This window comes from Pseudoramibacter faecis (assembly GCF_036289405.1).
GTDB lineage: Bacteria > Bacillota > Clostridia > Eubacteriales > Eubacteriaceae > Pseudoramibacter > Pseudoramibacter faecis.
In genome coordinates, this window is sequence record NZ_JAYFFI010000021.1 from 12,580 (window position 1) to 39,495 (window position 26,916).

Below are 26,916 nucleotides of genomic sequence, written 5' to 3' on the forward strand. Positions count from 1 at the left end.
CGCCGGGAAAAGAGGGAGGACAAAATGGAACAGGCAATTTACGATGTGATGGTCATCGGCGGGGGGATCACCGGGACGGGCATCGTGCACGAACTCGCGAAATACGATTTGAAACTGGCGCTTTTAGAGCGCAAACCGGATATCGGCGTCGGGGCGACCAAGGGCAACGGTGGCGTGGTGCATCCGGGCTACGACCCCCACCCCGGGACGCTCAAGGCGAAGCTCAACCCTGTGGGCGCGCGGATGTATCCGCAGCTGGCCCGCGATCTGGATTTTCACATTCGCAAAACGGGAACGCTGGTGGTGGCCTACTCCGATCAGGATCTAAAAAAGGTGAATGAGCTCTGCGATAATGCTCGGGTGAACGGGGTGGCGCAGGTGGAGCGTATCGACGCGTCGCAGTTACAAAATCGCGAGCCCTTTATCAACAAGGCGGCGCTCGGTGCGCTGCTGGCTCACACGACAACGATGATCGACCCTTTTGAGGTGGCGGTGGCCTTTGCAGAAAACGCAGCGGAAAACGGCGCCGATATTTTGGTCAATCAGCCGGTGACAGGGATCCGTGCGGACGAAGACGGGGCTTTCACCGTCACGACGCCGATCGATCGCTTCCGCACGCGCTATATCGTGGACGCGGCCGGTGTGCACGCCGATGACGTGGCGGCGCTGGCCGGCTTGCATGAGTACCGAGTCCAGGGGCGTCACGGGAATCTTTGCGTGCTGGATAAAAACATGCCGACGCCGATTTCGACGGTGATGTTTCCCTGCCCGAGCCCAGACACCAAGGGCATCGCCTTGATTCCGATGGCCCACGGCAACACCATCGTCGGCTCCACGGCGACCATGCGTGAGGACAAAGAAGACACCAGCAACGACGCCGAAGGCATCGATGAGCTTTTGGCCGGGGCCCATCATCTGGTTCCGGATTTTAAAGACAGCAGCGTGATTCGTACCTTTGCCGGGCAACGCCCGGTCGCTCTGGATAACGGCAATGATTTTTGGATCGCTGCGTCGCCTGCGCTGCCGCATTTCATTCACGCGGCGGGGATTCAGTCGCCGGGGGCCGCGTCGTCGCCGGCCATCGCCGAATACGTGCGGGATCTTTTGGCCGATGCAGATCTCGAACTCAAACCTCGGTCGGGTTATCAGCGGTATCGCCAGGCGCCGCCGGATTTCGATCAGTTAAGTCTTGAAAAGCAGGACGCGCTGATTGGGAAAGATCCGGCCTACGGGCGCATCGTGTGCCGGTGTGAGACCGTGACGGAAGGCGAAATCGTCGCGGCGATTCATCAGCGTTTGGGAGCGCGGACCGTCGAGGGTGTTAAGCGGCGCACTCGGGCCGGCATGGGCCGCTGTCAGAGCGGTTTCTGCCAGTTCAAAGTGATGAAAATTCTGGCCCGGGAGCTGGGCGTGCCGGAAGAGGCCATCCAATTTGAAGAGAAGATTTCACCGGTGCTATTCGGCAATATCAAGTAGCGGGGGATAGAAGGGGAAGCAAAATGCAAACTATTCATTATGATGTGGTGGTGGTTGGCGGCGGCCCGGCGGGACTCGCGGCGGCGTTAGCCGCCAGGGAAAGGCAGGCATCGGTCGCGATGATTGAGCGCAACGGCGAACTTGGCGGCATTCTCGAGCAATGCATTCACGCGGGATTCGGCCTGCATCATTTTAGGGAAGAGCTCACCGGTCCGGAATACGCCGAGCGCTTTATCGATCAGCTGACCGGCAAAGACATCGCCGTTTATCTCGACACGATGGTGCTGAAGATCGATCACGGCGAAAGGGGACAAACCGTTCAGGCGATAAATGAAAAGGGAACCTTGATTCTCACGGCAGAAGCCGTGGTGCTGGCTATGGGATGTCGGGAACGCACCCGCGGCGCGATCCGCATCCCGGGGGACCGACCGGCCGGCGTGTTCACGGCGGGCATCGCCCAGCGCTATGTGAATCTGGAAAATATGCGCCCGGGAAATCGGGCGGTGATTCTGGGCTCCGGGGATATCGGGCTCATCATGGCGCGCCGCTTTGCTCTGGAAGGCATCGAGGTCGAAGGGGTTTACGAAATCATGCCCTATCCCAACGGGCTCTATCGCAATATTATCAACTGCCTGGACGACTTTGGCATCCCACTGCATCTGTCGACCACGGTGACCCGGATCAATGGGAAAGACCGGGTGCAGTCGGTGGAGGTGTGTGAAGTGGACGGCGCGCGGCAACCGATTCCGAAAACGCGGCGGGTGATTCCCTGTGATACGCTGCTGCTTTCCGTCGGGCTGATCCCGGAAAACGAGCTGAGCCGCAAAGCCGGGGTTGCGATGGATCCGGTAACCGGCGGGCCGCAGGTTGACGATATCCTTCAAACCTCGGTGCCGGGCATTTTTGCCTGCGGCAATGTGCTGCATGTGCACGACGTGGTGGACTATGTCACGGAGGAGGCCTTTGAAGCCGGGCGTCAGGCGGCGGATTATGCGGCCGGCGCAAGGCAAAAACGCGACGCCGCGTTGAATCTGTACGCCGAAGCGCCGGTGCGCTATACGGTGCCGGCGGTGGTTGACGGCGATGCAGCGTCGATCCCCGTCAAATTCCGGGTGGCGGAGCCGATTGCAAGCGGCCGAACCCAGGTGCGCTGTGGCGATCAGGTGATCTTTGAAGAGAAGAAACCCCATCGCTATTTGCCGAGCAACATGGAAATCATCACCCTGCCACAGGAAGCGTTGGCTGGCTGCACCGGTGAGCTGAAGGTGGGTATTGTCGGCGATAAAACCACGACCGCGAAAGGAGAAGCACGATGAAAGACGTTAAAATGAGCTGCACCACCTGTCCCAACAGCTGCGAAATGGTGGCGACTGTCGACGGCGGCAAAGTCGTCGCGGTGACGGGCAACCTTTGCAAGCGAGGCGTTGATTTTGCCGAGCAGGAATGGATTAACCCGATGCGCACCCTGACCTCGACGATGATTCTGAGACGGGCCGGCCGGGAGGCGTTGTCCGTTCCGGTGAAATCCGCTGCTCCCATGCCGCGCGGCCGCATGATGGATGCCATGGCCGCCATCCGAGAAACGGCAATCGATCATCCGGTTGCCATCGGCGAGGTGCTCATCCCAGATGTGGCCGGCTGCGGGGTCAACATCGTGGCATCGAAGACGGTGGGGTAAGCCATGCTGGTTGATTTAAAAATGCTGGTGGACGAAGCGGCGCGGCAGCATCGGGCGGTCGGCGCCTTTAACACGGTGAACCTTGAAAGCGTACGCGCGGTGATTGATGCGGCGGAAAAACGCGGCGAACCGGTGATCCTTCAACATGCCGAGTTGCACGAGACCATGGCTCCGCTGGTCATCATCGGGCCGATCATGCTCGACGCGGCGAAGCGCGCCCGAGTGCCGGTGTGTGTGCATCTGGACCACGGGGAGAACCCGGCCTATTTAAAGCAGGCGCTGAATCTGGGCTTTACCTCCGTCATGATCGATGCCTCTGCAAAATCCTTTGAGGAAAATGTGGCTATCACGCAAAAAGTGGTCGCGTTGGCGGGGCAATACGGAGCTTCGGTGGAGGCAGAGCTTGGCCGGGTGATCCGCCCGGCAAGTGGCGGCGGTTCCGACAATCCGGCTCACTTGCCGCCGGACGCTGCGTATACCGATCCGGAAGCGGCCGGAAAATTCGCAGCGGCCACGGGCATTGACGCCCTGGCGATCGCCTTCGGCACAGCCCACGGGGTTTACACGGTAAAGCCGGTGCTCGATGTTGGCCGGGTGGCGGCTGTTCGCGAAGCGGTCGGTCTGCCGCTGGTGATGCACGGCGGTTCAGGGGTTTCGCCGGTGGACTATCGTGCGGCTATTCAAAACGGTATTGCCAAAGTCAATTATTTTACTTATATGTCTTTGGCGGGGGCGGCAGGCGTGCGGTCCATCCTGCAGAAGAAAAAGGAGGGAATTCGCTTTGACGAGATGGCCGAAGCGGCCCGACTGGCGATGCAGGCCGATGTGGAGCGGGCTATGAGGCTGTTTGCCGGAGAATAAAAAATAAACGCCGACAGACTGTCGGCGTTTATTTTTGGCGCATGGAAAGTCGGGCGGGCACACTAAAACTCCAGCGCTTCGCGCCATTCGGCTTCTTTGAAACCGACGCAGACGCGATCTTTGAAGACGAGTAGCGGCCGCTTGACGAGCATGCCGCTTTCGGCAAGCTTGGTCACTTTAGCATCGCGGTCCATCGCCGGCAGCTGGTCTTTAAGCTGTTGTTGTCGGTAGAGCTGGCCGTTGGTGTTGAAAAATCGGCGATCTTCCCCGTCGAATCGATCCATTAACACCAAAAGCTCTTCCTTGCGCAAGGAATCTGCCACAATATCCCGGGTCTGATAGGCGATGCCATGGTCATCCAGAAAACGGCGCGCTTTTTGACAGGTGCTGCACCGAGGATAATGGATAAAGAGCGGATGAGGTGTGATGTGATCGTAGTTAAGGGAGCAACGCGTTGTGCTCGTTAGGTGGTGATGATCGTTGATGAATGCCGTCATGATGTGGTGGTCGGTATCGATGTCGAAGCGACTGACGCAGACATTGTCCAAAGTCACGTGCTCCATGTCGAAAGCAGAGATGCCCTTGGCAAAATTGATCCAGGCAGAAAGGGCATAACCATGGGAAACCATCACCAGTGTTTTTCCATGATGGGCATCAATGAGGTTTAAAATGGTATCGCGCACACGGTTATAGACCATTTCTCCGGTTTCACCGCCATAAAAGCGGGTATCGATGCGGCCGGGATGATGGTCTAAGGCGTCGATAATTTCCGGCGTCAGCACACTGAGCTCCTGAAAAGACCGGCCCTCCAACACACCGCCGTTAATCTCGCTGATGCCGGCTTCTGTGATAACCGGAACATCCGAGCGGCCAGCCAGCAGGCAGCCAAGGGTTTGGCGCGCGCGTTTTAACGGACTGGCGACGCCCAAATCGATGGGAATATCTTTAAAATAGTCGGATAATAACCGGCTTTGGGACAGGCCCAAGGCGTTCAATGGTTCGTCGATGGCGCCCTGAAAGATATTGCCTTCGTTCAGGGCGGTCGTGCCGTGGCGGACGAGAAAAAGCGTAGTTGTTGTCATAAAAACTCCTCAGGGATCAATATCAAAAGTGAAAATAAGAAAAAACTTCTCTCGCCTTGGAGAAGGCGCGCATGCATTATAGCACGAAAACAAATCCTGCGCAAAAAAAACGGTGATTGTGAATGAAATAAAAATAAGATGGCGCGATAAATGTTCAGTTAGATCAAAATTGATGATATACTAGTAAAAAATGAGGGAGGCTTTTATGACAACGAAAACGCGCGCCTTTGAGAGCCCGGGAAAATATTTTCAGGGGCCGGGCGAAATGCAGCATTTGGAAGCGTATACGGCGGATTACGGCAAAACGGTTTATGCTGTGACGACACCGTCTTTTATGACACGGGTTCGCAGGACGCTGGTGCCTGAATTTGAGAAAGCAGATCGCGTGATGATTTGCGAAAAGTTTGGCGGGCAGACCGATATGGAAGAGCTCAAGCGCCTGACGGCAGCGGCTGAGGCGGCCGGTGCTGAAGCGGTGATCGGCATCGGCGGCGGCAAAGCGCTCGATGCGGCCAAATACGTGGGCATCCAATTGGCGCTGCCCATTGTGATGGTCCCGACCATTGTCTCCACCGACGCGCCGACTTCGGCGCTTTCGGCGACGTATACGGCGGCCGGGGAGCACGCCGGCTCGATCTATTACAAGCGCAACCCGGACGTGATCGTGGTGGATTCCCAGGTGATTGTGGATGCGCCGGCCCGCTTCTTCGCTTACGGCATGGGGGATGCGCTTTCAACTTATTTTGAAGCGAAGGCACACGTGGATCACGACGTGAAAAATCGTGTGGGGGATGGTTATCAAACCACGCTGGCGGCCATGGCCCTGTCAGAGTTGTGCTACACCACGCTGATGGCCAAGGGCGTCAAGGCCTATCGGGATGTGGTGGATCATCGTCTGACCCAGGATGTCGAGGATATCATCGAGGTGAACACGTTGTTGTCGGGCATCGGCGTGGAATCGGCGGGCTGTGCGGCGGCGCACGCGCTGAATTCCGGGTTTTCCGCGCTGTCGGAATGTCAGGATGCCAGTCACGGGGAAATTGTGGCCTTTGGCACGCTGTGCGAGCTGGTGCTTGAAGACTGGCCGCGCAAAACCATCCATCAGGTGATGGATTTTAATCTGGCGGTGGGCCTGCCGGTGACCCTTGCCGATATCGGTTTATCATCGGACGACAAAGAGCGTTTGATGCGGGCGGCTCAAAAGGCGTTTACCACAAAGCATATTGCGGCGGTGCCCAAGGCCACGGCACCGGAAGTGCTGGTTGAAGCGATTTTGCAGGCCGATTGTTTGGGACGCAATATGCGCACACGTTTGGGCAAATAACGGATTATCAAAGAAACACATCGCCTTCTCCGCGGAGAGACGATGTGTTTTTGAATGCGCGGCTGACACAATGGGACCATTGTGCGACAGACGGTTAAAGGATAAGGATGTCACACCTGTCTGCAGCGAAAGCGAATCGGCAGTGACGAGCGCCGCAACATCGCCTGTCGGCCATTTCCAAAGGATGCAGAGGAAAATAAGGCGTGACGGATGAGGGGATGACTGCTGTCGCCCGGTCGGGTCTTAGTGATTGCCGTTCTGACAATCCGTCCTGAAGCGCGGCTTTTGTTAAAAAATAAAATTCATGCGGATGAAAGTGTCTGCGCATCAAAAAAAACCCTGAACACTTGAAATGGCGTTCGGGGTTTTTCTGTATTTTTGAAATCAATCTAAACGTCGGGCATGTTTTTATAAAAAATTTCAAGCATTTCTGCGGTTGAAGCAGCACCGGGATCGAGATGGCCGATAGCGCGTTCGCCCAGACGCATGGCACGGCCTTTGGTGGCAATCATGTTGCGGGTGGATTCGAGACCGGCTTTGCCAGCCTCGACGGCCTTGCCCATGGCGGTCTTCATGTCGTCGCCGGCATCGTGGGCCGCTTTTAACGCGTCGAAAGCCGGCATCAGGGTATCGTTCATCGTTTTTTCGCCAATGGTCGATTTGCCGCGCTTTTGAATAATGGCGACGGCCTTGTCCATCATCTCAACAAATTCGTCGAAGCTGGCGCCTTCGTCGGCGCCCTTTTGCTTAATGGGTACGCCGAACTTCATGAAGAAGCTGCCATAGAGCGGGCCGGCCGAGCCGCCGACCTTGTCGAGCAGGGCCTTGCCAACCTTTTTGTAGAAAGACGCGACGCCTTCGGCAGACCATTCGTCCACATGGGCACCGACTTCCCGGAAGCCGATGGATAAATTCATGCCGTGGTCGCCGTCGCCGATGGCGGAATCCAGATCGGTAAAGTATTCCTTGCGCTTTTCCGACCAGGGAATCAGATCTTTAATGACGGCGATAAAATATTGTTTGCTGAGTGCTTCAGCCATATGGATCTCCTTTGAATATAAATTTTAAGAATACAAAGAAACCGGGACCGGAGGTCGCCGATCCCGGTGATTTGCCGAAAGGTTAAACTTGGGTGAAGTATGGGGCGTCGCAGGGATAGTCGAGCAGTTCTTTTAATTCGTCATCCAGCTTGACCAGCGTGACGGACATGCCGGCCATATCCATGGAGGCGGCGAAGGGACCGACCAGCCCTTTATAAAGCTTGATGCCCTTTTCTTCGAGAATCTGGGCCACACGGCGGAAGCAGATGTGCAGGTCGAGCAGCGGGGTTGCGCCCAGACTGTTGACGAGAACATAAACCTCGTCGCCTTCCTGATAGGGCAGATCCTCGAGGATGGGCTTCATGATTTCGTCGATGACGGCGTCGGCCGGCTCGATCTTTCCACGGCGGATCCCCGGTTCCCCGTGGATACCCATGCCGATTTCCATGTCGCCGTCTTCCATTTCGAAGATCGGGCCTCCCTTGGAGGGCAAAGTTGCAGAGGACATGGCCACGCCCATGGAGCGGGTCACATCGTTACATTTGGACGCAGCAGCGACAACGTCATCGAGATCCTTACCCATGGCGGCGGCGGCAGCAGCCGCTTTAAAAACGAAAAAGTCTCCGGCGATACCGCGGCGGTCGGCGATGTTGTCGGAGGAGACCACGTCGTCGGTGACGAGCACGGTTTCCACGCGAATATCATCATCTTCATCGGCCTGTTCTGCGCCCATGTCAAAGTTCATCACGTCGCCGGCATAGTTCCCATAGAGGAAAATGACGCCTTTGCCATTATCCACAGCGCGGGCAGCAGCGTAGCACGGATCCGGTGAGGGAGACGTGTTGATGTTGCCGATGACGGCGCCATCGGCAAAGCCATCGCCCACATAACCGAGGAACAGCGGTTCGTGACCGGAACCACCGCCGATGACCACACCGACTTTGTCTTTCGTGCCGGCGTCCTTCGCCAGAATGACACGGCCCTGAGCTTCTTCTGTGTCGTCCATTTTGACGTAAGATGCATGTGCGGCACAATAGCCTTCGAGCATTTCCTCAACGACGTCATAGGGATCGTTGATGAGACGTTTCATAACCATAATAAATTACCTCCCAAATAATTAATACATGAACGGAACAGATCCGATTCAAACAAAGAAAACTTTGGCGATCAGCCCTTGTGCAGTTCGCGGGCTTTTTCGGCTTCAGCGACGATGCGGTCGGGGTCATCGGTGATCGACGCTTGAACCGCACCATAAAATGCTCCTTCGATCAGTGGACAGTCGACAATGCGACATTTATCCTGTAAGTCATCGTCATCCAGCATATCGATGGCCGTGTCGCTACTGATTACCGAGCTACCGAGATCGCAGTAAATGAGAATGCTTCTGCAGGCTGCCAAAGATTCGATGGTTTCTTGAACGAGCAGGGCGTTGGTGCCAAGCCGCCCGTCGCCGGTGCCGCCGGCCGCTTTGATGATTACCTGATCGTTGGCCATTTCGCCAGCGAGTTTTACAACGCCGCGCGCAATCTCTTCGCTATGGGACACAATGATCATTCCTGTCTTTGCCATAGACGCTCCTTATAAAATTATTTGTTTTGTAATGTATGAATTTCTTTGTATATCGTACCAGAATTTTTGGTAAAAATCCTTGCAATATTTTGAAAGCATTGAATACTTTTTTTGTCCGCCCATCCCTATCTTCGGACTCAATTTATTAGTTGGGCAGATTGTAAAACTAATTCAGTATAAGTTTTTGGATTAATACCACATCGTGTTGTGAAGAGTCCATTCACGTCCGGCAATTTAGAAATATCCTTATAACTTTCCATGGTAATGCCGCCGCCATAAACAATTTTTATGCCTTGAGCAAGGGCATCATCATATAAAGATGAAAGACAATTGCGAATTAATGCATGCATATTTTGAATATGTTCTAATTCAATCAAACCATATTGCCCGATTGCCCATTTTGGCTCATAGGCAAAGGTGATGTTTGTTGCTTCGAATTTTGGAATAGTATTTAAAAGCTCTTTTAACTGTGAACTAATAAAATTTTCTGTTTGATTTTGATCTCCTTTTTCTTCTTCACCTATACATAGGAATGGTTTCAGGCCATTTCGGAGGGCTGCTTTTAATTTTAAATTAGCCATTTGATTATCTTCATGCAAATATTTTCGCCTTTCTTGATGGTTGATTTCGACATATTGACAGCCAACATCTAGCAGCATGGCGGCTGATATCTCCCCGGTATAGGGACCATATTCTTCCCAAGAAAGATCTTGACCACCGATTTTTAGTGCCGAGTGGGGAGAAATTGTCTGCTTAATAGCTGAAAGGACAGTAAATGATGGGAAGATGACAACAGGAAAGTCATGAAAATTTGCTAAATTTTTATCGAGTTGTTTGGCAACTTCTATGCTTTTTTGATAGGATAACTCCATTTTCCAACCAGATCCAACAATAAAATTTTTCATTTTGATCTATCCCTTCTACAAAATATAAATTCATTATAACTTTAGCGCTTAAGGCTTAAAATTAGGTAGTGTAAAATATTTTACACTACCATTACAAAACATATGGTGAATTCAACGGAACCTAAATCTGCTGACACCAGTAGAGTATTATGAATAGTACCATGCAGCGGCATAAGAATACTGCCAGTTGTATCTACAACTGACAGTAAAATTCATTGCCTTTTCACAGGTAGTATACCACTCACTATGCAGCTTTCCCCCTTCAGGGGGAGGCATTTTAATTTGAAGTCCTACTTTGAAGCCCTACTGACAAGAGAGTTGGCACGGCGCGTCGTGATTGAAATGTTAAAAAAGCAGTGCGGAAATTTTCTCACACCGCTTTTATAGGTGGTTGTGCTATTTTGCCAACTTCCCAGTGTAATCTGTGATGATTTCCTGGATATGTTTGGTATGATCAAACGTGAAAGTAAACTTGCTGATTGAGCCGTTCGGCAAAAAATCAGATCGGATGTGATATTCATTAATGCCTTTGGCGTAGGATAGCGAAGTCTGAATTGCGGTGCCGTGGGAGACGACGACGAAATTTTTACTGATATTTTTCTCAGCGATCGAGCGGTGAACCGATGGTATACCTCCGGAATGCTTTCGCCCGCCGGTGCTGCAAAGGCAGACGGTCGACTTTGAAAGGTCATCAGGATGTTGTCGAAGCGCTTATTACATTCGTCAAACGACAGACCCGTCATCTTACCACCTTTGATTTCGTGGAGCTTTTCGCGGACAACCGGTGTCACCTCCGGGTGATGGGTGAGCACGCCGGTCATCGTACGCCGTGCTCGGCTGAGCGGACTGGTAAAGGCAGCATCTAAATGAATGTCCGCAAAGAATTTGCCCAGCGCGTCCGCCTGCTTAAGTTCCAGAGGGATGAGACGCGAGTCCATTATTCCTTGGAAATTATGATTTTTGTTTTCGTAGGTTTCGCCGTGCCGAACGAGGTAAAGCGTAGTCATGTTAACTCATCCTCGCGCCAGTAACCATAAGCGTGTCGCCGCTAATATAGCTACTCATATCAGAGGCGAGGAACAATACAGCTTTGCCGACTTCCGCCGGATCACCGAGGCGTTTCATATAAATTGCATCGAGTTTCTTTTGACGCTGTTCGTCCGTGAGTTTCGAATAGTTGCATTCGATCATATCGGTCGTAATCGTTCCAGGCGCCACCGCGTTAACGCGGACGTTGTACGGTCCAAGCTGTTTTGCGACAAATTTCGTCAATGCGATGATGCCGGCTTTAGACGCGCTGTACTCTGGGCCGGTGCTGCCGCCCGTGACGCCGGAAATGGACGACATCGAGACGATCGAGCCGGACTTTTGCTTTTTCATCTGAACACTGCCGTATTTCATGGTCAGGAATACCGAGCGTAGATTGACGGCCATGACCTTGTTCCACTGATCAAAGCTCGTGGTTTCGAGATTCGTCATGTAGGAAATTCCCGCGACGTTGACGATGATGTCCAGGTGACCCCAGGATTCCACCGCGAGATCGACAGATCCTTTGATGATGTCTTCGACCGATGCGTCACCAGTGATGTATTTGACGTCGACGCCCATGTTTTCGAGCGTTTTCTGCGTTTCTTCACCAGCTTCGCCTTTGACGAGATCGACGATGACGAGGCTGTCGATTTCCGCTTCCCCGAGTTTATACGCGCAGGCGCGGCCAATGCCTTGGCTTGCACCGGTAATTAAGCCAACTTTTCCTTTGAGCGAAACTTCAAACATAATTTTTTCCTTTTCCTCTTGATAAAATTATTAACACCAGTATTTGTTGGACAGTGCGTTCAATCGGTCGTAGATCTTTGTGTCACGCAGCGCGAGGAATGTGTCTCTGAAGATTTCAAACATATCCGTATAGAGTTTGTGGTTGGTCATGTTTGGTTTAATGAGGCTCTTCAGATGTACTATTTGATTGTAGACTTCCTTGAGATTCTTGTAAATATTTGCGCCCGTTGCGCCGATTGCCGCTGCACTGACAAGACCGCAGTCCGCCGTTTCCAAAACTTCGATTGGACAGCCATACATATCCGCCTGAATCTGACGCCAAGTCGGTGATTTCGAACCACCGCCGGACAAGCGAATCGTGTCAAAAGACCGTCCTAATTGGAGGTGATTTTGGAAACGACGCCAACCTGACGCGTCGGTTCCTTGATTGGTGGCAATTTATCGCGGCTGACGCCAATTGCGTCGAGTAGTTTATCTGACCAGTCGAGGGTCTTAACATCCGTCTTAACATCCATTATGCCATTTAAGGCGAGGGAAGATGGATTGGTGAAAAGTTCATCGGAGTTGGGCTGATGCAGCAGCCATTCCTGACTGTTGACGAATTTCCACGCTTTGTCGTAAAGTGCGGGTTTATTGTCATGCACCCATTTGTATTTCGCGTATGCCCAGAGAGAAGTCATGGCCGCGCCGGAAATTTCGTGATAGTGTTCCGCGCCGATGGTGTCGCCGATCCATTTGATTTCTTTAATAGCGTGGCTGTCGCTCCAGACGATGGAATTTTCGATTGGGTTCCGGTCTTTGTCAGTGGCGAAGAATGTGCCGCGTTGACTAGAAATGACGATCGAGCCGATTTCTTTCGAAATCAATGTCTGCTTTTGGTGAGAGCCTTCGGTGTGATCTCACAGATGGCGTGTCATAGTTCCCAAGAGTCTTGTTCGACCCAACCAGGACATGGATATTCTTTATGAGCATGGCTGACAGGAATGCCGTCAACTGTAAAAATCATGATTTTTGTATCAGTTGTGCCGGCGTTAACGCCGCAGATATATTGAGCCATTTAGTTCATCCTATTACGATATAGTTATAGTTAATATTCCTTACATCCAGTAAGGAATTATTCATCTTCTGCTTACATTTCAATGGCGTATCGCATTAGTGTTCGTAACTTTTGATACAGTCGAGGCCGAGCTGAGCAGATGTGATCGTGTCTGGAATCGAGTCGTATTCAAATGCCCAGATGTCGTCGCCTTTGCAGAAACCAACTTTATAGAGCGTATCGACGATTTCCTTGAAGTCAATGTGGCCGTGACCTGGATAGCACCGGTCGGAATCCGACATGTGGAAATAGCCGAGGCGGTCTTTGCTCCGGATGATCGCATCGCGTATGCTCTTATCTTCGATATTCATGTGGAAAGTATCCAGATGAATTGTGACGTGCGGCGAATCGAAACGTTCAACAAATTCCATTGTTTCTTCAACCGACCAAAGATACGCTGCCATGAAACGGTTAATGGCTTCAATCGTGATGTCGCAGTCGAGTTTGTCGGCCGTTTCGACGCAGGGCTGTAGCGCTTCAAACAAAATGTTTTTGTAGAGATCGCGCAGTCTGTCGTCCGGCAGCGGGCCTTTCATTAAGCCAAAGAGGATGATGGCGTTGTCACAGATTTTCGCTCCTTCCAAAAAACCGTTGAAAACGCGCTGGCATTCTCTTCTGGCGAGCGCGTCCGGATTGGTGAAGTAATGGCCGTCATAGCCGTAGGCCATGCCCGTACCAATCGAGGTGATGCATACGTCTTTGCTGAGTGCATAATCATGCAGTTCGTTATAATCTACGGTAAATGGATTGCGTACGTGGATTTCAACACCTTCGTAGCCGATTTGTGCGGCCTGGTCGATGCAGGTTTTAAAGTCACCCTTGAGCGGCGAAAAATAATGCGTTCCGACCATTTCAGAAATAGCGACAGAATGTATCATAATATTCCCCTTGTCAAATGGCTGTTAGATTTTTTCGTTGCGGACTTTTTCCAGCAGATCAAAGCTTGACGATATTTCTTCATGAACGAGTTGAGTTCGCATGTTGTAAACTTTGCGATAATATTCGGTATTTGTCGGATTTGGTTCGTAGACTTTCTTGACTTCGAGCCACGAATCGAGCGAACCCTCGAGATCCGTGATATCGCCAACTGCATACGTGGCAATGACGATATTGGTCATGACAGCGTTGCCAGCTTTTTTCAGCGTGGTGACTTTGCTGTTGAGCATGTCGGCTTTGATCTGGTTCCATAGATCGCTGCGGCTGCCGCCTTCCGCGACAGTGATCTGGTCGAGATTAGCGCCACCCGCGCGGTAAATGTCCGTAACGCCCATGTAGTCGTAGCTGATCGCTTCCAGCACCGCACGCCACATCGTAGCTTGATTGGTCTCAGCTGTAACGTTGAGGAATCCGCCAAAAGCGTTACTTAGATCACCATCGTCGCCAGTCAGATAGGGCAAGAAGATGACGCCATTCGCACCCGGCGGCATCTTACTGGCTTCATCCGACATCGCATCGTAATAAGCGCTATTGCCAACTTTTTTACAGATTTTGTCGCGAAACCACTGCAGTGCAAGACCGCCCCAGATATATTCCCAGTAAAAATACGTGTCCGGAAGCATCCCGCTGTTGAAGATCAGGCTAGAATCCGGTATGGATAATTCTGGTTTGATGCCGTCAGTCGAAACGCAGAACATCGACGCTGTACCGGCAACGTCCACCGCTTTGCCAATATCTGTCAGGCCGCAGCCGATCATGGATTGCATCGTGCCGCCGACGCCAGTGCAGATCGGCGTGCTTTCCGGGAGACAGCTGAATTTCGCGTTTTCTTTTGTGATTGTGCCGATGATGTTCCAAGGTTTGACGATTTTCGGCATATAGCGCGGATCAATCCCCAGGATGTCGAGTTACTCGGGTGACCATTCTTTTTTGTAAATGTTGTAGCCCATGCCCCAACCACTCATGACACCCCAGTCTTCAAAAGCGTCTTCGACTTTAAGACCCGTTAGTCTTGCGAGGTAGTACGGTGCGCTATGAATGAATTTGACGCCGCGATCTTGGAAGGCTACATTATTTTTGAGAAACCAGCGTGCGAACATCGCCGGAAACATGCTGTTCGCTACAGCGTTGCCGGTTTCTTTAGCCTAAATGTCGAATTTTATCGCGTTAATTGCGTCAACGTCATCCTGCGTGCGGGTATCAACGTAAAAGATATATGGTGTGATGGCGTTGAAGTCTTTATCGATACCAAAGATGCCGCAGATAATGCCATCACCGAAAATGGCGTGGATTGGGAAACGTCTATGCCTTTTTCCTTTGCTCTTTTGACGCAGTCGCGAATCCCGAGTTTGATTGCCTGGAGGTAATCATCTACGTTCATTTCAGCCCAGCCGGGCTATGGATAGTAAATCTTTGTCGGATAACTCGCTTCCGCGATACATTCCATTTCCAAGTTGTAGAGAACGACTTTGACACTTTGCGTGCCAGCGTCAAAACTGATGTAATATTTTGCCATTTATTATCTCCTTTAATAATAGTAAATATATGGTTACTGATTAATATGTTTGACCATGCGGTGCACAAGATCCCGCATCAGCGGCCAGGTTTCAACGTAGCTGTCCATGTAATATTGGTAAGTTTTGTGATTGTCTGCGTTTGGAATGAATTTTTTGTCGACTTTGACCATATTTTCGGCGGCTTCTGTGAGATCTTTGTAAATCCCGCAACCGATGGTGACGATCATGCAGTCTCCGAGACAACCGGCACTCTGACTTTCCCGCGTCGTGTACATCGGCACACCGATGATGTCCGCGTGCATCTGCATCCAGATATCGCTTTCGGCGAGACCACCGCAGGCGTAAATTTCATTGACGTCGTAACCAGCGTCTTTCATGCACAGAATGCAGTGATTCGCGCCGTAGGCGACGCCTTCCATAACAGAACGTGCCATGTGTGCCGTTGTGTGACCCAACGACAATCCCCAGAACATACCTCTGGCGTTGGAATCGGAATATGGTGCGCGGTTGCCCTGAAAATAGTCGATCATGATGAGGCCGTCGCTGCCGATCGGAATATCTTCCGCTTGCCTTGCGATGAAATCGTAAATGCCCATATTGCGTTCTTTGGCCTGTTCTTCCCAGGTTTTTGGCACGAGATTCTGGCGGAACCAGTTCAAAATCCCACCGCTGGAAGCCTGACCGCCTTCGACGAGGCTCGCCCCGTCGTAGAGCAGATTTGGATATGTACCGTTGACGCCAGCTTCGTGGAAATCGTTGATCGAAAGGCCGAACAAGCAACTGGAAGTGCCGCCGATGAGCGCCATTCCGTTCGGCTTGACGCTACCGATGCCGACCATACAGGAAACAGCGTCAAGTGCGCCTTCAACGATCATCGTATCAAGGCCAAGTCCAAGTTCCTTCGCGATTTCCGGATCAATTTTACCAATTGGTGTGCCGGTTTTTAAGACATCCTTTGGCAGTTTATCTGTGATGTCTTTGAGGCCGATGGCATTGTAGAGGTCTAACGGATAGCCGCCGTTTTTGTCATCGTACAGCCATCGGAAAGCGGCGACGGAACGGTTGGCGGTTTTGACTCCGGATAATTTCCAATGGAGCCAGTCTGTAAATTCGAAAATAGTTTCAGTTTTTTCCCAAGTTTCCGGTTCGTGCTTTTTGACCCACATGCATTTTGGGATCAAACTTTCCGCCGGAACACCGGAGCGATAAAATTTGATTGCGTTGCAGTCTTTGCCGAGTTCAGAGATAGCTTGCGCTTCTTCCGATGCGCGGACGTCCATCCAGAGAATCGGTGTGCGCACAGACTTGCCGTTTGCGTCTAAAAAGAGCGTTGTCGAACAAGTCCCGTCGCAGGAAATGCCGATGATATCGTTCGGGTTGACGCCAGATTTTCCGACACAGGCCGGAATCGCCGTGGCCAGGGCGTTCCACCAGTCTCTGTCGTCTTGTTCGGCCCAGCCGCTCTTTGGGTAATAGGACGGATAATCCTTAACATCGTAGGCCATGATGTGTCCCTGATCGTTAAAAATTGCGACGCGAACACTGCCAGTGCCAGCGTCAATCCCCATAAAATAGTTTGCCATAACAAGTTCCTTTCTCCATATTCTCCAAAATAGGTGTGCTATTTATTATTTAAATGATCAGCCGTAGTATTTATTGATGATGTAGCTGACCAGTTCATCGAGGACTCCAAGGTCATAGAAGAACTGCAATCCGGCGTAGCGATCACGCTGTTCTTTCGTGTAGGAGAGAATATCGCGAAATTCGTCTTTACTGAAAAGCGTATATTGTTGCGGTGAGGTCATGCCGTGCATCGCGTCGATGTATTCCGAGGCTTTTTCCGCTTTTTTCACGGTTTCCGTGATAATCGCGCGGATTTGATATTCGTTAGCTTCAATGCGGTCGATACGTCGTTTGACATTTTCTGGGTTGGATTGCTGTGCTTTTTCATAAACCTTGAAGATCTGGTTCGCACTCGTGCCAAAGACCCGGCGGATTTCTGTCGCCCAACTGCCGTAGTTAAATTTTTCTGCGTGTGCTCTGGCCTTATCGTAGTCGATATCCAGGGTGAGGAATTTTTTGTACATGTCAGCCATGACGCAAGTCGCCATACCGACGGAAGTGCCATGCAGTTCGCCGTATTCGCCCTTAAGCGCGGCCTTCATTTCCAGCACATGACCCATGGAATGTTCCGCGCCGGAACCTGGACGGGAGTTGTTGACGTAGCCCATGGCGATACCGATGAGAACCAGGCATTCCATCAGGTATTGGAAGGCATTTGATTCGCCGCTAACAAGCCCGGCGACGCTGTTCGCGACTTTGTCGGTAGAGTTAAGCATTAGTTCCGCAACTTCTTCGCAATAGTATTCGTCGTTGATGATGTAAGATAGTCGCCAGTCGTTGATGGCGATATATTTGGCGATAATGTCACCGATGCCGGCCGCAATCATTTTGTCCGGCGCAGTCGAGAGAAAATCTGTATCGCCGATGATACCACTGGCGCAGTGCGCCGGCAGACTGCACTTGAGCCCATTAATTGTCGCAGGCGCGACGTCCGTGGCAAAGCCATCCATCGATGGTGCTGTACCGATGATGTAATAGGAAATATTCCGCTGGAAGGAAACCATCCGCGTCAAGTCGTTGATCGTCCCGGAGCCGACCGCGAAGGGCAATACAACGTCTTTCGGCATGGCGTTATCGAGTTCGTTGATGAACACTTCTGTCGTGTGCATGATTTCGTGTTGGAAGATGTAAGAGGTGACCGGATAACCACATGTCTTCACAAGGTTGTAGACATGTTCGCCGGCGACCGGCCAGGTGTGGATATCAGCGACCACGCAGATTTTGTCATCCTTGGTTAACGGCGTGTTGTCTTTGCGCTTTTGATCGGCGAGGAATTCCGGCAGTTTGTTCACCGCGCCCTTGCCAATTGCCAGGTGATCGATGGCCATGTGGTGATGCCGTCCGCAGCTGCAGTTGTAATCGATCGTGATGAGCTCATTAATTGACATGTCTCTTAACTTCATGCTTGAAACACCTTCTTTAATTAAAAATTGTAATATTTGTTATGATAATCATTGAGTACAATGATAAAAAATCGCCTTTTGTTAATGTTTACAGAAGTTAATATTAGTATATAATAGAAAACGATTTTCCTCCATTGAGAAATTATTTTCAATAGTAAATTTTTGGCCATTGATTTCAGGTTTTCTTCATATTCTCGAGTTGAAATTTTTTTCTATCTTGAAAATTGTAAAAATCATAGAATACAATATCAAAAAATAGTCATATAAATAGTCATATAAACTTTTGGGAAAGGGAGATTATTGATGGCAAAAGAACTGGATAAGTATGAACAATCTTCTTTTTTAATTATTAAAGTTACGTACATGTATTACCTTTCCGGCATTTCCCAGAGCAACATTGCGAAAGAGTTGGGGATTTCTGTCACGACGGTTTCGCGACTGCTCAAAAAAGGGCGTGAAAAAAATATTATTGAATTTGTTATTCGGGATTCTTTTGTCGAATGCTTAAAACTCGAAAAAGATTTTAAAAAGATTTTTGGGTTAATGGATGTGGTGATTGCGCCGGCGGTTGACGAACAGTCCATCGATGAGAAATCCTTCAATAATCTGAGCGACGGGGAAGTCGTCAAAAAGCTCGTCGCACTGGAAGCGGCTCGTTATTTGCAGCGCATTATCACGAATGATGATATACTTGGCATCACCTGGGGAAGCACGATTTACCATATGATCAATTATTTAAATCCTGCACAGCGTATTCCTGCAACGTTTGTTACACTTCATGGCAGTTTGTCATATTACGTTAATGAGTGGGATGTGCGCGTGCTGATCCGGCGTATCGCAAAAGCTTTCAGCGGCAAGAATTATTCTTTGCCGACAAACGCAATGGTCAGCTCACCAGTTTTAGCGAAGCTCTTGAGAGAAGAAAAAGACGTCGCCAAAGTTTATGATATGTTTGACAAGATTAATATTTCTATCGCGGGCATAGGCTCGCTCTATCCAGAATTGAATTCTATTTTATCCAAGCCGGACTATTTGAATCCAGAAGATCTAAAAAAACTCCAAAAGCAGCATGTCGTTGGGGACATCGCGTTACATTTTTTCGATACAGAAGGTCGGGAATGCCAGACTGATCTGATCGATCGGATGCTGTCGATGGATTTTAATCGTTTCAAACGGATTGAACAAAAGATCACAGTGGCTTCCGGTGTTGAAAAAGCCTATACGGTATACAGCGCGCTTAAAGGCGGATTAATTGATACGCTCATTGTTGACAATCAGTTAGCGGAAAAAATTTTTGAACTGCATCACCTGGAAAAAGATCTTGGCGAAAATGTTTATTCAAAATTCGACCAATAAACCATGCTCACATAAAAAAATTTATTCACGAAAATCAAGCACGGCACTTAGATATCGATGCAGTAAGGGCGGTTCAGGGCGGTAAAGTTATTGGTTTTGAGCAGCTCGGCAGGCCAGTGCTTCACAATGTTTTCTCCATTGCCAAAACGTTCACAGTGACGGGAATCGGCATGGCGATTGATTTGGGACTTTTGCGTCTAGATGATAAACCGGTGGATTTCTTTGAAGCGCTGTTGCCGAAAAAGGTTGATCCGCGTTGGCACAATGTGACACTTGAACATTTGCTCACCATGACATCTGGTCACGGCACGGCACACATGATGGCAGCCGATCGCAAATATCTGCGCGGCGAGACGGGCAAAGCGGTGTCATATGCCATGAAAAACGAAGGGCTGCGTTACGCCTTTACCTGTCTGATGACGTGCAATCCTGGAGAGCGTTTTGTTACGGTAATCTCGCGCCGTATGTTGCCGGACGTATGCTTGAAAAGGTGGTCGGTTGCAGTGTACGCGATCATTTAATCGATAAACTTTGGCAGTCGCTTGGTACTAGAGCACCTCGATGGGACTCGGATCCGACGGGCGAAGTTGCTGATGAACATTGCGGCTACGGCTATTACTTCTGGATGAATTCGGTGTCTGGCACGTACCGGCCGTACGGCCGAGAAGGACATTCATTATCGTTCTGCCGGAACAGGAAGCGGTCTTTGCAGTACAGGCCATGCATCGCGACGTTTAGGAAATATTGGTTCTGGTTTGGGAAACGATTTTGCTACTGCTTTAAGAGTATAAGAGGAAGCGTATGATTAAATTATTTGAAACAGATGTCGACGGCACGTTGTTTTCGGAATATGGTTAGGAACTACCAGATCGTTTTTTCGATTCGCTACGCAAGTTGATGGATCGAAGGGTGCTATTCGGTATTTGTAGTGGCCGGCCGAGAAGTAATCTCGAAAAAGTGTTCACACCGGTCGCGAACGGTATCTTATCCGTGTGTGAAAACGGCGCTTATGCGGCGTATCAAGGCGAGAATATTTTGCTGGAATCCATAGCGGCAGAAAACGTAGCGGATGTTGTCCGCGATGTTCGAGCGATGGATGGATATTCGAGCATGTACAATACCGGTGAAATCTGTTATTTTGAGCGTGGTGACGAGAAAGGTTTCGAAGCGATGCATAACGCCTACCACTTCGACTGCGAAATGACTAACGATTTGTTAAATTATCACAGCCGTGTATCAAAATTGCAATTCACCGAAAAGATTATATCGAGGAAACGCTGGCGGAATCATTCATGCCGAAATAGCGCCTAAGTTTTCGATTGCCTGCTCTGGAGAGCGCGTGATGGATATCATGTCAAAACAAGTTTCGAAGGGAACGACGATCGAAGCTGTTTAAAAGCGGTTTGGCATCGCGCCGGAAGAGACGCTTGCGGTGGAGGACAATATAAACGACTTAGAGATGCTCAAGCAGGTGAAATACAGTTTCACAGTAGTCAATGTGCAGAAAGCCGTCAAAAACATCTGCCGTTATGTGACGAACAGCCGTATGGATGACGGCGAAATCAAGGTGATAAAAACTTGCTTGCGGATTTTGACGATCCGAATCGGACTCTTGCGGCTTATCAAAGGGTCGAATAAGCATAAGAATGCTTTTCGAAATAAAAATTCCTTATGAAACGAGGGGTAACGATTATGGCTAAAAAGTACATTTTAACGATTGATGAAGGCACCGGAAGCGCTCGCGCGATTTTATTCGATCACGAAGGTACGCCGGTCAGCATCGCGCAGAATGAATTCAATCAGTATTACCCATATCCGGGCTGGATAGAACAGGATCCGAAGGAAATCTGGGCGACGACGACCGAAGTCATCAACAAATGTAAAAGACAGGTTGGTGTAGATGATGATGATATTCTCGCGATCGGCATCACAAACCAGCGAGAAACCTGTGTCATATGGGACAAGGAAACGGGTGTGCCGGTTTACAATGCGATCGTCTGGGGGGACAATCGCCAGGAAATCGTCGATGGCTACAACGCGATGCGCGCGGACGGTTATGAAGAAGTGCTTAAAGATAAAACCGGTTTGGTCTGCGACCCGGAATTCTCCGCGCTGAAAGTTAAGTGGATTCTTGACAATGTTGAAGGAACGAGATACCGCGCGAAACAAGGCGAACTCTATTACGGTAATATCGACTGTTGGATTTTGTGGAATCTGACAAGAGGAAAATCCCATAAAACGGACTACAGTAACGCTTCGCGTACGGCGTTATTCAATATCAAGACCCTCGATTGGGATCAGGAACTCCTGAACAAATTTGATATTCCGCGTGGAATGATGCCCGAGGTCTGTGACAGCATGGGCAACTTTGGCAAAGTTCATGTTGGGACGACGTTCCAGAAACCATTACCGATTACGGCAATTCTCGGCGACCAGATGGCCGCGACATTCGGGCAGGCCTGTTTTGAAGAAGGCGACTGCAAGATGACATTTGGGACTGCTGGTGTATTTGACTCCATTATTGGGGATGAACCAAAAAAATCGGATTCTGGCTTGCTTACCAGCATCGCATGGGGCATTGATGGCAAGATTACGTATTTGTTTGAAGGTGTTGTCATGAACTCTGGTTCTACGCTTCAGTATCTGCGTGACGAAATGCGATTTTTCGAAGGAACGCCGGATTCAGAATTTTTTGCGAAAAAAGCAAAAATGCCGAGAGGCACGGCGTATTTCCTGCCGATGTTCTCCGGGATCGGTGCGCCGTATTGGGACGCGAACGCCAAAGGCGCGATTTTTGGTCTGACACGTGGGATTGACAAGAACGACATTATTTTAGCGGCACTTGATTCCCTTGGTTATCAGACCCGTGATATGGTTGATGCAACGGTTCGAGATACCGGCAAACTGATCACGACTTTAAAAATCGATGGCGGCGCGGCGAAGAACGATTTGATCGCTCAGTTTAACGCGGATATCTGCGGGATTGATGTTGACCGTCCAACGAGTGTCGAAATGACAGCGGCCGGTGCGGCATTTATGGCGGGTCTTGCGGTTGATTTCTGGACGAGTTTTGACGATATCAAGAAAGCCAGAGAATCTGAAAAACTCTTTAAACCGGAAATGCCGAAAGCTCAGAAAGAAAAACTCTACGCCGGCTGGATGAACTGCATCAATGCCCTGAAAGTCTGGGGCAAAGGTACACAGGAAATCCGAAAAAAATATGGTGATGACTGATTTGCGAAAATAGAAAATAATCGAACAAAAGATATTTTCTATTTAGAAATTATTATCATAGCTCTCTATAATTGAGTTGAAGGTAAAAAAGTAATAGTTCAGTTCAATCACGAGATGAGGAGAAACATGAAAACCGATATACTGATTATCGGCGCTGGTGTCATCGGATCTGCGGTGGCGAGAAAGCTCTCGCAGTACGATCTGGACATTACGCTTGTTGAAAAACAAAGTGACATCTGTATGGGCACCAGCAAGGCCAATTCTTCCATGATCCACAGCGGCTATAACATCGATGGCAGTAAGCTGAAGGGTCAGATGTGCCTGAAATCCGATACAAAGGTTTATGACAAGTTATGCAAGGAATTAAATGTTGATTTCCGCCACACGGGCTCTGTGTTTGCCGGTTTCGAAGAAAGTCATCTGAAGACGATGAAAGAAGAAGTCGATAACGCAAAGAAAAACGGCCTGGAAGGGGTGCGCATTGTCGATCATGATGAAATGATGCGGCTAGAACCGAACATAAACCCAGATGTTAAATTCGGTCTGTACGATTCAAATACCGGTACTATTAATCCGTTTGAATGGACGATGGCACTTGCGGAAAACGCGGTGATAAACGGCGTCAAGGTGTTGCTTAACGCCGGTGTGACAAATATCCACACGAAAAACGGCAAGATCGCGCGTGTCGATACGGAAGTCGGTACGTTTGAACCAAAAGTCGTCATTAATTGTGCTGGGTTGTATTCCGACAAGATTGCGGCAATGGTCGAAGATGTTGATTTCTACGTTCATCCGCGCAAAGGAGAATATTTTCTGTACGATAAAAAGTGGGGCGGCTACGTCAATCACTGCGTTTACTCTCCGCCGACACCGGTCTCTAAAGGGATGATTATCGTCCCAACGACTGAAGGCAATCTGCTTTGCGGATCGAATGCGGTGGAAATCGATGACAGAACAGATTTCTCGACGACGCAGGAAGGTCTTGACGACATTTATGCCAGAGACATCCATAAATTGTTTCCGGCACTGCCACGCGGCGGTGACGTTATCACGACATTCGCGGGTTTGCGCCCGGCATCTAGCACGGAAGATTTTATCATCGGTCACGCGAAGACGGTGCCGACAATGATTAACTTGGTTGGCATTCAGTCGCCAGGTTTATCCTCCGCACCGGCAGTTGCGGAAATGGTCGACGACATTGTCCACGAAGTCAATGGATACGCGGATCTCATTCTCAAAGAAAAGCCGGATTGGAATCCGATTCGACTGAAACCGATTGTTCTGCGCGACCTTTCGAAAGAAGAACGCAGCGAATTGATTAAGCAGAATCCGGATTACGGAAAAATCATCTGCCGCTGTGAAACTATTAGTAAGGGTGAAATCCTTGACGCGATTCGACGGCCGATTCCAGCACGCAACATCGACGCGATCAAGCGCAGAACGCGTGCGGGGATGGGCAGATGCCAAGGCGGTTTTTGTGGCCCGCGTGTGGTCAATATTCTCAACGAAGAACTGGGCATTGATCCACTCGACGTAACAAAACGCGGCAGCCGTTCTAACATCCTGATGGGCAAGACGAAAGACTTACTCTTGTTTAAAGGAGGCATCGATCATGAAAAAATTGAATTATGATATTGTCGTGATCGGCGGCGGTCCGGCAGGTTTGTCAGCGGCGCTTGAAGCCAGTAAAAACGATGTTGAACACATTTTGGTGCTTGAACGCAGTGACCGTTTGGGCGGCATTTTGGAACAATGCATTCACAACGGTTTTGGTTTAACGTATTTTAAAGAAGAATTATCCGGCCCGGAATATGCGACGCGTTTTATCAAGGAAGTTGAAAAACAGCCGAACATCGATATCAAGACCGGGACGATGGTCATAGAAATCACACCGGACAAAGTTGTCACGGCGGAAAACCGCGAAGACGGCCTTTTCGAAGTCGAAGCAGGTGCGATTATTCTGGCGATGGGCTGCCGTGAACGTACCCGCGAATCTATCACGATCCCAGGCGACCGCGTGGCTGGCGTCATGACAGCCGGCACGGCGCAACGCTACGTTAACATCGACGGTTATCTGCCGGGTAAGGAAATTGTCATTTTGGGTTCCGGCGATATCGGCCTGATCATGGCTCGTCGGATGACTCTCGAAGGCTGCAATGTCAAAGGCGTGCTTGAAATGATGCCGTTTTCCTCCGGGCTGATCCGCAATAAAGTACAGTGTCTCGACGATTTTGACATTCCGCTGTATCTGAATCACACAGTGACGAAGATTCGCGGGAAAGATAGGGTTGAGGTGGTTTCAATTGCGGAAGTCGACGAAAATCTTCAGCCTGTTCCAGAAACGGAAATCTGTGTGACATGTGACACGCTTTTGTTATCAGTCGGGCTGATCCCGGAAAATGAATTGTCCCAGGGCATCGGCATTGAAATGAGTCCGGTGACAAAAGGAGCTGTTGTCGATGAGAACCGTTGCACGAGCGTGCCGGGGATCTTCGCCTGCGGCAATGTCCTACAGGTGCACGATCTGGTCGATAATGTGTCAGCTGAAGCGCAGGTGGCTGGTCGCAGTGCAGCGCGATATGTCAAAGGGAAAATTGATGCTCTTGATGAAGTGATTACGGTCAAACCGGGCAACAACATCACATATGTTGTGCCGCAGCAGATCACGTCGAAGCCATCGGTAGACGAAAAAGTTGTGAAGTTGTACATGCGCGTGAAAGAACCGAAGGAACACATCAAACTTATCGTGATGAACGATGCAGGCGAAGTCCTCGCATCATACAAACGCGATATTATTGCGCCAGGTTCGATGGAAATGGTGCCGCTGCCGGCGAAATACGTCACAGCTGGTCAAAAGGTTATTTTGGTTTCTGTTGAAGAAGCGTAGGCGGAGGAAAAAATGAGCGAACAAACGAAAATCATTTGCACGAGCTGCCCAAGAGGGTGTCAGATTACCGTCACGCATGAGAGTAAGGAAATCACAGACATCAAAGGTTATACCTGCAAGCGCGGCTTAAACTATGCGGAGGATGAATTCACACTGCCAAAACGTGTGGTGACATCGACCGTCCGTATCAACGGCGGGGAACTTGTGATGCTACCGGTGCGCACAGAGGAAGCGATTCCGAAGAGTAAAATCTTTGATTGTGTGAAAGCCATCTGCAATATCTCAGTTGATGCACCGGTGACCGTTGGTACAGTGATTTGTCCGAATATTTGTGGAACAAATGTTGATTTAATCGCTTCGCGCGATGTTAACGCTAAATGATGTCCAAAAGCGCTAAATAACAAATTAGTGTGGCTCCAAGGCTGAAAGGAGAAAAGGTGTATGAATCTGTTTATGATTATTTGCGCATTCTGAACCGGCATCATTGGCGCTTTAGTTAGTGCATTTGAAGAATGCATGCTCGCCGGATTTTTAGCAATTGCTGTTTATATGTTTCCAAATAATGAAGTGTTGTTTAATTGTTTGACTTCTGGATTTATCCCATTTGTGGCATTTACCGTTGCTGTCGCAGGAACTGCCTATGCATTAAAAATACGCAAACATAATCTGAATGGAGCAGATATTTTCAAAAGCTTAAATGCTTATAATGACATCTCAGTTCCAATTGTATCGGGTATTTTTGCTATAGCTGGTGTTGTCATTCACTTATGTTATTTGGATTATTTCACAAGTCGATCGACGCTGGAGCCATCAATGTCATTATTATTTTCGCTATTGTCCGCATTATATTCGGTGACGGTCAATTCTGAAATGAAAAATTCGTAAAATTCCACGATACAGTTCACAGAAAAGTGAGTGAATTTATTTAATCTTCATTAGTGCAATCATTGGCTTTGTTGCAGCATGGCTCGGTAAGGTAATAGGTAATATTTGGCTTTCCTTTTACTTTGAGTCTCGCTTCTTTATTGTTTTATGCCTGAATTTATAATCTAAGTGCAACAAATAAATAATGACTCATAGCCTTGGTATAATGGTGTTTGCAAAGACATCCAATATTCAAGGAGAAACTATGAGTCACTACAAACATCTTACA

At 49.6% G+C, this 26,916-nt stretch carries 28 protein-coding genes and 1 pseudogene; 15 read left to right on the forward strand and 14 right to left on the reverse strand.

Annotated elements, in window-relative coordinates; translation table 11 throughout:
* Positions 1-24 precede the first annotated feature (24 nt).
* Genes V3C63_RS10550 through V3C63_RS10565 form a run of 4 tightly spaced genes read left to right on the forward strand, consistent with a single transcriptional unit; the run spans position 25 to position 4,015 of the window.
* The gene (locus V3C63_RS10550) at positions 25-1,476 is read left to right on the forward strand and encodes an NAD(P)/FAD-dependent oxidoreductase (RefSeq protein ID WP_329887818.1); all 1,452 of its coding nucleotides are present in this window, start codon (positions 25-27) and stop codon (positions 1,474-1,476) included.
* Positions 1,477-1,499: 23 nt separating this feature from the next.
* Positions 1,500-2,792: an NAD(P)/FAD-dependent oxidoreductase gene (locus V3C63_RS10555; protein WP_329887820.1), complete on the forward strand. Its 1,293-nt coding sequence runs from the start codon at positions 1,500-1,502 to the stop codon at positions 2,790-2,792.
* Complete coding sequence (locus tag V3C63_RS10560) at positions 2,789-3,154, forward strand: DUF1667 domain-containing protein (protein WP_329887821.1); 366 nt, start codon at positions 2,789-2,791, stop codon at positions 3,152-3,154. The genes V3C63_RS10555 and V3C63_RS10560 overlap by 4 nt, the downstream gene beginning before the upstream one ends.
* 3 nt (positions 3,155-3,157) lie before the next feature.
* A complete protein-coding gene (locus tag V3C63_RS10565) occupies positions 3,158-4,015 on the forward strand; it encodes a class II fructose-bisphosphate aldolase (protein ID WP_329887823.1) in 858 nt (285 codons plus the stop codon).
* Between the two features lie 62 nt (positions 4,016-4,077).
* Here V3C63_RS10565 and V3C63_RS10570 read toward each other — a convergent pair whose 3' ends face one another.
* Positions 4,078-5,097, reverse strand: coding sequence for a Spx/MgsR family RNA polymerase-binding regulatory protein (locus V3C63_RS10570; protein WP_329887825.1), 1,020 nt, complete (start codon positions 5,095-5,097; stop codon positions 4,078-4,080).
* A gap of 205 nt (positions 5,098-5,302) precedes the next feature.
* On the opposite strand from V3C63_RS10570, the gene V3C63_RS10575 reads away from it, so the two are divergent.
* Positions 5,303-6,421 (forward strand): glycerol dehydrogenase, encoded by a 1,119-nt coding sequence (locus V3C63_RS10575; protein WP_329887827.1) that lies wholly within the window; start codon positions 5,303-5,305, stop codon positions 6,419-6,421.
* Positions 6,422-6,810: 389 nt separating this feature from the next.
* Here the strand turns inward: V3C63_RS10575 and dhaL are convergent, their stop codons facing one another.
* The 11 genes from dhaL to V3C63_RS10630 all read right to left on the reverse strand — a co-directional run bounded on the left by dhaL (position 6,811) and on the right by V3C63_RS10630 (position 14,621).
* Positions 6,811-7,461: a dihydroxyacetone kinase subunit DhaL gene (dhaL, locus tag V3C63_RS10580; protein WP_329887829.1), complete on the reverse strand. Its 651-nt coding sequence runs from the start codon at positions 7,459-7,461 to the stop codon at positions 6,811-6,813.
* Positions 7,462-7,543: 82 nt separating this feature from the next.
* Entirely contained in the window at positions 7,544-8,557 is a 1,014-nt protein-coding gene (locus tag V3C63_RS10585) for a dihydroxyacetone kinase subunit DhaK (protein ID WP_425355385.1), read from the reverse strand.
* A 71-nt stretch (positions 8,558-8,628) separates the two neighbouring features.
* On the reverse strand, positions 8,629-9,030 hold the full coding sequence (gene dhaM, locus V3C63_RS10590) for a dihydroxyacetone kinase phosphoryl donor subunit DhaM (RefSeq protein WP_329887830.1): 402 nt from the start codon (positions 9,028-9,030) through the stop codon (positions 8,629-8,631).
* Between the two features lie 137 nt (positions 9,031-9,167).
* Positions 9,168-9,935 carry a triose-phosphate isomerase family protein gene (locus V3C63_RS10595; protein WP_329887831.1) on the reverse strand — a complete coding sequence of 256 codons (768 nt, stop codon included), beginning with the start codon at positions 9,933-9,935 and terminating at the stop codon, positions 9,168-9,170.
* A 290-nt stretch (positions 9,936-10,225) separates the two neighbouring features.
* A complete protein-coding gene (locus V3C63_RS10600; protein ID WP_425355386.1) occupies positions 10,226-10,942 on the reverse strand; it encodes a histidine phosphatase family protein in 717 nt (238 codons plus the stop codon).
* A 1-nt stretch (position 10,943) separates the two neighbouring features.
* Positions 10,944-11,711 (reverse strand): SDR family NAD(P)-dependent oxidoreductase, encoded by a 768-nt coding sequence (locus tag V3C63_RS10605; protein ID WP_329887833.1) that lies wholly within the window; start codon positions 11,709-11,711, stop codon positions 10,944-10,946.
* Positions 11,712-11,741: 30 nt separating this feature from the next.
* A complete protein-coding gene (locus tag V3C63_RS10610; protein WP_329887834.1) occupies positions 11,742-12,062 on the reverse strand; it encodes an FGGY-family carbohydrate kinase in 321 nt (106 codons plus the stop codon).
* Positions 12,063-12,085: 23 nt separating this feature from the next.
* Positions 12,086-12,577 carry an FGGY family carbohydrate kinase gene (locus V3C63_RS10615; protein ID WP_329887836.1) on the reverse strand — a complete coding sequence of 164 codons (492 nt, stop codon included), beginning with the start codon at positions 12,575-12,577 and terminating at the stop codon, positions 12,086-12,088.
* A gap of 47 nt (positions 12,578-12,624) precedes the next feature.
* Positions 12,625-12,768: a hypothetical protein gene (locus V3C63_RS10620; protein WP_329887837.1), complete on the reverse strand. Its 144-nt coding sequence runs from the start codon at positions 12,766-12,768 to the stop codon at positions 12,625-12,627.
* A gap of 95 nt (positions 12,769-12,863) precedes the next feature.
* A complete protein-coding gene (locus V3C63_RS10625; protein WP_329887838.1) occupies positions 12,864-13,685 on the reverse strand; it encodes a sugar phosphate isomerase/epimerase family protein in 822 nt (273 codons plus the stop codon).
* Between the two features lie 24 nt (positions 13,686-13,709).
* The gene (locus V3C63_RS10630) at positions 13,710-14,621 is read right to left on the reverse strand and encodes an FGGY-family carbohydrate kinase (protein ID WP_329887840.1); all 912 of its coding nucleotides are present in this window, start codon (positions 14,619-14,621) and stop codon (positions 13,710-13,712) included.
* 156 nt (positions 14,622-14,777) lie between these two features.
* On the opposite strand from V3C63_RS10630, the gene V3C63_RS10635 reads away from it, so the two are divergent.
* On the forward strand, positions 14,778-15,110 hold the full coding sequence (locus V3C63_RS10635) for a hypothetical protein (protein WP_329887841.1): 333 nt from the start codon (positions 14,778-14,780) through the stop codon (positions 15,108-15,110).
* 182 nt (positions 15,111-15,292) lie between these two features.
* Here the strand turns inward: V3C63_RS10635 and V3C63_RS10640 are convergent, their stop codons facing one another.
* Both V3C63_RS10640 and V3C63_RS10645 read right to left on the reverse strand, forming a co-directional pair.
* The gene (locus V3C63_RS10640; protein WP_329887843.1) at positions 15,293-16,843 is read right to left on the reverse strand and encodes an FGGY-family carbohydrate kinase; all 1,551 of its coding nucleotides are present in this window, start codon (positions 16,841-16,843) and stop codon (positions 15,293-15,295) included.
* A 57-nt stretch (positions 16,844-16,900) separates the two neighbouring features.
* Positions 16,901-18,286, reverse strand: a complete 1,386-nt coding sequence (locus V3C63_RS10645) for a sn-glycerol-1-phosphate dehydrogenase (protein WP_329887844.1) — start codon at positions 18,284-18,286, stop codon at positions 16,901-16,903.
* A 303-nt stretch (positions 18,287-18,589) separates the two neighbouring features.
* Here V3C63_RS10645 and V3C63_RS10650 point away from each other — a divergent pair, with 303 nt between their 5' ends.
* The 9 genes and pseudogenes from V3C63_RS10650 to V3C63_RS10685 all read left to right on the forward strand — a co-directional run bounded on the left by V3C63_RS10650 (position 18,590) and on the right by V3C63_RS10685 (position 26,648).
* Positions 18,590-19,642, forward strand: a complete 1,053-nt coding sequence (locus V3C63_RS10650; protein ID WP_329887846.1) for a sugar-binding transcriptional regulator — start codon at positions 18,590-18,592, stop codon at positions 19,640-19,642.
* 53 nt (positions 19,643-19,695) lie between these two features.
* Positions 19,696-20,163 carry a serine hydrolase domain-containing protein gene (locus tag V3C63_RS10655; RefSeq protein ID WP_329887859.1) on the forward strand — a complete coding sequence of 156 codons (468 nt, stop codon included), beginning with the start codon at positions 19,696-19,698 and terminating at the stop codon, positions 20,161-20,163.
* A gap of 355 nt (positions 20,164-20,518) precedes the next feature.
* Positions 20,519-20,953, forward strand: a pseudogene (locus V3C63_RS10660) (HAD hydrolase family protein); the annotation flags it as partial.
* Positions 20,954-21,050: 97 nt separating this feature from the next.
* Complete coding sequence (locus V3C63_RS11870; RefSeq protein WP_425355388.1) at positions 21,051-21,317, forward strand: HAD hydrolase family protein; 267 nt, start codon at positions 21,051-21,053, stop codon at positions 21,315-21,317.
* Between the two features lie 17 nt (positions 21,318-21,334).
* Positions 21,335-22,876, forward strand: a complete 1,542-nt coding sequence (locus V3C63_RS10665) for an FGGY family carbohydrate kinase (protein WP_329887848.1) — start codon at positions 21,335-21,337, stop codon at positions 22,874-22,876.
* Positions 22,877-23,002: 126 nt separating this feature from the next.
* Positions 23,003-24,508: an NAD(P)/FAD-dependent oxidoreductase gene (locus V3C63_RS10670; RefSeq protein WP_329887850.1), complete on the forward strand. Its 1,506-nt coding sequence runs from the start codon at positions 23,003-23,005 to the stop codon at positions 24,506-24,508.
* Positions 24,489-25,763 (forward strand): NAD(P)/FAD-dependent oxidoreductase, encoded by a 1,275-nt coding sequence (locus V3C63_RS10675; RefSeq protein ID WP_329887852.1) that lies wholly within the window; start codon positions 24,489-24,491, stop codon positions 25,761-25,763. Before V3C63_RS10670 ends, V3C63_RS10675 begins: the two co-directional genes overlap by 20 nt.
* A 12-nt stretch (positions 25,764-25,775) precedes the next feature.
* Positions 25,776-26,144: a DUF1667 domain-containing protein gene (locus V3C63_RS10680; protein WP_329887853.1), complete on the forward strand. Its 369-nt coding sequence runs from the start codon at positions 25,776-25,778 to the stop codon at positions 26,142-26,144.
* Between the two features lie 135 nt (positions 26,145-26,279).
* Entirely contained in the window at positions 26,280-26,648 is a 369-nt protein-coding gene (locus V3C63_RS10685; RefSeq protein ID WP_329887855.1) for a hypothetical protein, read from the forward strand.
* The last annotated feature ends 268 nt before the right edge of the window (positions 26,649-26,916 follow it).